Here is a 3,650-nt window from a genome sequence, read left to right as displayed (position 1 = left end):
AGCAGCATCTTTAAACCGCCCTTTCAGGGCTGAAGGGTTTTGGTTGATTGAAACTTGATACTTGCGGCCCTCTCCTCAATCGTGGCTTCGGCGCTTAGCTGAATCTCCTTACCAATCAGGAACGGCTTTGGCTTGCAGCGTGGGCGCGGCGGCGCGCGGATAGGCCGGCGGCTCACCGCGCTCCCAGTCCGGCAACACGCGCTTGACGCCGAGCGCTGCCAGTTCGCCCAGCAGCCGGGCGGTCTCGGTGTCATCGGCGCTCGGGATTCGCGGGGCGTATTCGGCGTGCAGGGCGTTGCGACGGTCATCGAAGGTGCTGTCGATCTCCGCATGTGCCTGCGTCCAGGCCGATCTCGAACAGATCGAGGATCGGGGACTGCTCGATGGCGGCCCGGGCCAAGCGTCGATGGCTGGTCTCCCACGCGTCGCCATAGCGCGCCTTGCACCGATAGCGATAGTCCATGTCGATCGGCACGCGTGTTTCGTCGCTGGCCCCGACCTTCTGATCCGCGCCGACATTGGAGCCGAATGGCGGATTGGTGAGCACCAGACCGAAACGGCCGTCGAAGATGCCGTTGATGTCCAGCAGCCCGTCGTGATGGTGGATGCCGCCGTGCCCGTCGCCGTGGATGATCATGTTCATCCGTGGATGATCATGTTCATCTTGGCGGTACGTGCGGCGCGCGGCTCGGCGTCGGTGCCGTAAATGCACTGCCAGGCCAATCGGCCGACACGGGTATCGATGGGCTGATTGTCGTCGCAGCCGGGGAGGAGCTCCCGGTTGAGGCGGGCAAAGGCCGCATCGATCTCGCGCTCTTCCTCGTCTTCCGGCAACCCCAGTGATTCGATGCGAGCGCGCTCGGCATCCTTCTGGCGTTGAACGTCGGCTTGGATCCGGTCGCGGATCTGCTTCAGCCGGAGCACTGAACCGGAGCACTGAAACTGACGGTGATCATGGCTGGAAGACCAGCAGCTTGTGGGGGTGGGCTCCTCGTTCCCGAAGTCCGGGACAGGTCGCGAGGACTCGTTTGCGCTCCGCGGGTGTCTTGTAACCGATTTTTGCGAGGGCTTGTCCAACATCCGTTGCGCTGTATCCACCTCCAGGCTGTTGTTTACACATGCCTCGCACCTGAGCGATCACCTTTGCAACCTCGGCTTTCGGTGCGGAGAGTTCCGCAGGTACTTCAGGCACGATCGTCACCAGCGGCGGCTTCTCCGCTTGTACGCCCGAGGCGGGAACTGCCGGAAGCAAAAAGGTCGTAAGCCCGGGATCCCGCGCGGTTAGGCTTCCGGAGTCGCTGTAAGCCACATAGATCCGGCACCCGGCCGATCTGGCACGTTCAGCCGCGGCCAGGAGTAATGCATCGCGAGAGACCGAGCGGCGATTGATTATCCGCGTCGACATAGAGGGCGACCCGGATCGGTCCTGATGGGGCAGGCTCGGCAGCCCCGAGCATGGAACCTTGTTGCGGGAGTGGTTCGGGCGCCATTTGTATCGCGTTGTCCATGGACGAATGGGCGCGGGATTTGCCGATGGCGATCTGAGGTGCGTGTGGCTGGACTCCGCCCGGCCGAATGAGTCGGAGGACGGAGTCGCGGGACCGAAACCGGTCCTCGTCTCATGGCCCCGGCGCACCTGCCGATAATACGTCGCCGCAACGGCAAGGGCTAGCGGTCGCTCGACGGGATCCATCGGCGGAGCAACCAGGATCTCGCCGCATCGCGGACACCCTAAGTCGCACTTGCCTTCGGCGGGGGCACACGGACCCTTATCCGCCGCCTGTAGGCTCCCGAACGCCAGGCAAGCCCGACGGGTTCCGGCTCTTGGAGCACCGGCACAACGTCGTCCAAGCGATCTGATTCATCCTTGGAGCTCCGAGCCCAACAGGGCCAGGATCTTGGCCCTGACTTCATTTAGCTCGGCGGTGGCGACCCGCCCTTTGTGTTGCGCCTTGCGGGCCACCCAATCGAGGTTTTTGACCTGGTCGGCCAGGACAGCGCACGGACGCTCACCGGCGATCAAGACCTCGAAGGGATAGCCCTTGATCTGCGTCGTCATGGGGCAGCACAGCATCAGCCCGGTCTTGCCGTTGTAGGCCGAAGGGCTGACGACCAGCGCCGGGCGGTGACCCGCCTGCTCGTGCCCGGCTTGAGGGTTGAAATGCAGCCACACGATGTCGCCGGCCTCGGGCACATAGCGCCCGGCCATCAAAGGGCTTCCTTGCCGACGGGACCATCGAAATCGACTTCGGGGTGCAGGTTCGCCGGTGTGATGCCGTCGAGCAATTGGGCCAGATCGTATCCCTTTGGGCGGACCGGCTCGATCACGATGCAGCCACCCTCTTCGCGGATGTCCACGGTTTCATCCAGCTTCAGATGAGCCGCTTCCATGATGGCGGCAGGTATGCGCACCGAGGCACTGTTACCCCACTTCTTGACGGTGACACGCATTCTCGACCTCTTCCGTATCTTCAATGTCGATACATTATGCCACCATCGAGGACGTGACAATGGCCGACTCCTCGCCCCCATCCGCTTCGGGGCATCGCGGAACGGATGCCGCGACGCGATCGGGGCACGACCGAGCACGTTAGGATGGTTCCGACCGTCCCTGAAACATTCTCGGTGTCGCAAGGGTCTGAGTCATTAACTTAGCTCGCTTGTCGGGTAAACCGCCATGACACGACTCCGCGCCCCCATCCGGGGATGGATGATCGGCTGGCTGACCAAGGAAGGTGAGCCGCACGAGGTTCCCTTGTGCGATTTCAAGCGACTGAGCGAAGAGCTTCAACCCGGCGATGTGGTCTTGGTCGAGGGACGCACCCGGGTCGGCGGCATCATCAAGCTGATCACCCAAAGCGCCTGGACCCATGCCGCACTCTACCTCGGGCGCCTGCACGACATCGAAGACCGCACCTTGCGCAACCTCGTCGTGCAGCACTATCAGCGCGACCACAGCGAGCAACTGCTGCTCGAAGCCGTGATCGGCCAAGGCACCCGCATCTCCCCGCTGACTCGCTACGCCACCGATCATCTGCGGATCTGTCGGCCGCACGGTCTCTCCAGGGGGGACGCGCAGCAGGTGATTGGGTACGCCATCCGTCGGCTTGGCAGCGACTACGATGTGCGCCAGTTGCTTGATCTCGCTCGTTTCTTCCTGCCTTGGGGCATCGTGCCGCGGCGCTGGCGCTCAAGTCTTTTCCAGGTCAATGCGGGCGGCGTGACCCGCACGGTCTGCGCCGGATTGATCGCCGAGTCCTTCGCCGCGGTCGATTTTCCGATCCTGCCCTTCATCGATCGGAGCGCCGACGGCAGCCTGCGTTTCTTCAAGCGCAACACGCGTCTCTTCACGCCGCGCGACTTCGACTACTCACCCTATTTCGACATCATCAAGTATCCCTTCCTCGGGATCGACGAGATCGGCCTCTATCGCCGCCTGCCCTGGTGCAGAACACAGGTGCTCCTGAGCGACCGAAGCCGTTCCTACCGCGCCGCCGTAAGTGCCGCCCGGATGACCGATCACGCCGGCCGGACATCGACCGGCGCTCTGCCTTGCGGGTGCTCGGAGACGGTCCCGTCGCGTGTCGACAGACCTTTGGCACACACAGGTGCTGCGGACACGCCCGGAGTCGTTGCGCAGGACCCGGTGT

At 63.4% G+C, this 3,650-nt stretch carries 5 protein-coding genes; 1 reads left to right on the top strand and 4 read right to left on the bottom strand.

Annotated features, from left to right (window positions below; translation table 11 throughout):
• Positions 1-304: 304 nt before the first annotated feature.
• From VLR48_RS02620 to VLR48_RS02605, 4 genes are all read right to left on the bottom strand, one after another.
• A complete protein-coding gene (locus VLR48_RS02620) occupies positions 305-643 on the bottom strand; it encodes a hypothetical protein (protein WP_325290284.1) in 339 nt (112 codons plus the stop codon).
• Positions 640-924: a hypothetical protein gene (locus VLR48_RS02615; RefSeq protein ID WP_325290283.1), complete on the bottom strand. Its 285-nt coding sequence runs from the start codon at positions 922-924 to the stop codon at positions 640-642. Before VLR48_RS02615 ends, VLR48_RS02620 begins: the two co-directional genes overlap by 4 nt.
• Positions 925-1,861: 937 nt before the next feature.
• Entirely contained in the window at positions 1,862-2,209 is a 348-nt protein-coding gene (mazF, locus tag VLR48_RS02610) for an endoribonuclease MazF (protein WP_325290282.1), read from the bottom strand.
• Positions 2,209-2,451 (bottom strand): AbrB/MazE/SpoVT family DNA-binding domain-containing protein, encoded by a 243-nt coding sequence (locus tag VLR48_RS02605; RefSeq protein WP_325290281.1) that lies wholly within the window; start codon positions 2,449-2,451, stop codon positions 2,209-2,211. The genes mazF and VLR48_RS02605 overlap by 1 nt, the downstream gene beginning before the upstream one ends.
• Positions 2,452-2,677: 226 nt before the next feature.
• On the opposite strand from VLR48_RS02605, the gene VLR48_RS02600 reads away from it, so the two are divergent.
• A partial coding sequence (locus tag VLR48_RS02600; protein WP_325290280.1) for a YiiX/YebB-like N1pC/P60 family cysteine hydrolase occupies positions 2,678-3,650 on the top strand: 973 nt, incomplete at its 3' end.

The sequence above is a fragment of the Thiocapsa sp. genome, from assembly GCF_035467215.1.
Classification (GTDB): Bacteria; Pseudomonadota; Gammaproteobacteria; order Chromatiales; family Chromatiaceae; genus Thiocapsa.
This window is presented reverse-complemented; position numbering and strand designations above follow the sequence as displayed.

Bases quoted from the DNA above. Each gene is read 5' to 3' on its own strand.
- mazF (WP_325290282.1), bottom strand. From the start codon at position 2,209: ATGGCCGGGCGCTATGTGCCCGAGGCCGGCGACATCGTGTGGCTGCAT.
- VLR48_RS02620 (WP_325290284.1), bottom strand. From the start codon at position 643: ATGAACATGATCATCCACGGCGACGGGCACGGCGGCATCCACCATCAC.
- VLR48_RS02605 (WP_325290281.1), bottom strand. From the start codon at position 2,451: ATGCGTGTCACCGTCAAGAAGTGGGGTAACAGTGCCTCGGTGCGCATA.